This window comes from Bacillus sp. GMs2/2 (assembly GCF_050172095.1).
Classification (GTDB): domain Bacteria; phylum Bacillota; class Bacilli; order Bacillales; family Bacillaceae_G; genus Bacillus_A; species Bacillus_A cereus.
Window position 1 is genome coordinate 1 of the sequence record NZ_JBNLYE010000462.1, and the last position, 2705, is coordinate 2705.

Genomic DNA, 2705 nt, shown 5'->3' on the forward strand with positions numbered 1-2705 from the left:
TTATAAAGAACACCTTCTTTCAAAAAAATAGGGGGAGTAATATGCGACTGATGAGAAGATGTGTGGCCTTACTAATTGTATTTTTTATCATGGCTCCAACGATTAGCACAAATGTACAGGCAGAAGTTATAAAAGAGCTTGGAAAGGGGTTTCCTGATACAGAAGTATTCACACCTGGAGAATGGTTTTTAGGCCAAAAACCTGCTAATTATGATGAGAATAAACCGCCAATTCTCTTTGTACAAGGAAGAAATGGTAATGCTGATAGTTGGTATGGAAAGACAGTATATCATGATATAAATGATATGTATGATTATGCTTTAAAAGCAGGCTATCAAACAGTGTTTATACAATTGTATGATGCTGCAGGGAAAGGTTCGGCTAGTCAGTGGGATAACGGAAAGTTGTTAGCACAAAAACTTGAAGAAATATATAATCATTTCGGTAAAAAAGTTAATATTGTAGCGCATAGTAAAGGTGGTATTGATACACAAGCCGCATTAGTTGAATATGGTGCGAATCGATTTGTTGGAAATGTTATTACACTTGCTACACCGCATCACGGCTCAAATTTAGCAGATTTGTCATATAGTTGGTGGGCAGGGTGGCTTGCTTCTATATTAGGTCAAAAAGATGATGGTACGTATTCGTTACAAATAGGTGAAATGGCAAAGTTTCGTTCAATAATAGATAACAACCCAGCAGCTAAATTAAACCGTTACTATACGGCTACTGGAACTAGCTGGGGGCCAACATTTTCTGCATTATCTATGGGTGGGTTATATTTATCATCGTACGGTTCAAATGATGGACTAGTAAATGAATGGAGTGCGAAGCTATCGTACGGTACACATTTATTTACAGATTCCAGATTTGATCATGACAATATAAGAAAAGGATCAGCTGTTTTTGCACGAATTGAACCATATTTACGTACGACAAATGTGGGATTACCAGCTTTAGTAGCATCCAGCACTAGTTCAAATGGAGATCTAGAACAATTAAATACAACTTCAAATCAAAATATTTTAGGAGGCGAATTACCACAAAATCAGTGGATAGAGCAAACCGTTACAGTTGATAAAAAAGCGGAAGGAATCGTTTCTATACTAACTGCTTCTTCTGATGTAGAAGTACAAATGGTATCTCCAAAAGGAAAAATCTATGCAAATAAAGATAGCGCTATAACTACTGGTGAAGGCGAATCTTTTTTTAATGGGGCGACAATTAGAACGTTTAAGTTTGATAAATTAGAAGTAGGCGAATGGAAAATCAAAATGATGGCGAAGCAGTCGAAAGATGCATATTTAGTTGTAAGCGATTACAAGGATGACGCACCATTTGTTCTTCGAATGCCTACAAAAGTTAAAATAAATCAACCTGAGTATAAACTGAAAAAATCACCTGTAGCACCTGAAATGAAAGGGGATCTTTCCATAACAGTAAGAGTCGTTAATAAAGAAGGTAAGTTAGTCTCTGAATTTAATGAATTACAAAATGTTAATACGAATACATTTACAGGTGCTTTGAAAGATATAAAACAACCGGGAGTATATAACGTTACGATGGATATAAAAGGGATGAATAAAGAAGGAAAACCATATAATCGTACGATTGTTAAGTCGGTTTATGTAGAGAAATAAGGAAGAATAAATAAGTATAATAAAAAGTGCAGAAATCTTGTGTTAGAAAGAATTCTGCACTTTTTTATGTGGGGAGAGATAATAAAAGTTGAAAAAACTGTTATTCAATAAAAAAAGATGCTGAAATAGCATCTGAATGTGAAGAAATAATTTTAACTTAGTTTTGTAACTGTTAATTCAACTGAATTTATACCATTGTCACAAGTTACAATACTTTGACGATTAAAACCACTATTATTTCTAAGTTGAAGAGTTGAATTAGCAGGCACTGTAACAATTGTTTCGCCAACGAGTTGAAGACATTCGTTATTTGATGAAGTATTCATTTGAATAGCGAAGTCACCTTGACTATCAGCAAGTGGATTGTTATTTAAAAATATAGTTATGACTGGGATATGTGGAAATACAGGATTTAAAGTAGTATTAATACTGGAAATGAACGAAACTCTATAATCACCAGCTTGTCTAAAGTGTATAGTAGTAGGATTTAGTAAGGAAACACCTCCTGCTAAAGGTCCAACGTGATTAAATGGAAAAGGATCGCCAAAAGGAACAGTTATAAATTCAGTTTGCCAAAAAGTTCCGTATGCAGGACAGCTTCGTTTATGTGAATGGTCACATGAACATTTTTTATTTGAACTGGAAGAAGATTTGCATGAGCATTTTTTATACGAGTTTGAAGAATGATAGTATGAACCCAAAATATTACCTCCTATTCTTAATAAATTTAAACCACATAGTAGTTTATGAAGATGAATCACAATTGGCGTGTATGCTTGTACTATAAAAGGAAATAGATTTGGAATATAAAGTGGTCAAATGATGAAGTGTAGTATTTGGGTATTACCTGTAACACCTTTTGAAGATGATAAGGTTTATAATTTGATAGAAAAATAAATGGAATTTCTAAATAGATTGAAGTAACGAGGAAACGTTTATCCCACTATTTTCCGAGCAGTAAGACTCCCATCTCAAAATTCAGCGAAAGCAAAGAAGTTAGGTGGGGGATGAATTAAACCCCCACTCATTAAAATTTCACTTTACTATATTTATTTAGTCTGA

Annotated in this window: 2 protein-coding genes; one reads left to right on the forward strand and one right to left on the reverse strand. The window is 33.9% G+C overall.

Annotated features, from left to right (window positions below; all coding sequences use genetic code 11):
• Positions 1 to 41: 41 nt before the first annotated feature.
• Positions 42 to 1643: an esterase/lipase family protein gene (locus tag ACQGS6_RS26020; protein WP_001238692.1), complete on the forward strand. Its 1602-nt coding sequence runs from the start codon at positions 42 to 44 to the stop codon at positions 1641 to 1643.
• A gap of 152 nt (positions 1644 to 1795) precedes the next feature.
• Here the strand turns inward: ACQGS6_RS26020 and ACQGS6_RS26025 are convergent, their stop codons facing one another.
• Positions 1796 to 2344 (reverse strand): preprotein translocase, encoded by a 549-nt coding sequence (locus ACQGS6_RS26025; protein WP_325764615.1) that lies wholly within the window; start codon positions 2342 to 2344, stop codon positions 1796 to 1798.
• Between the last annotated feature and the right edge of the window lie 361 nt (positions 2345 to 2705).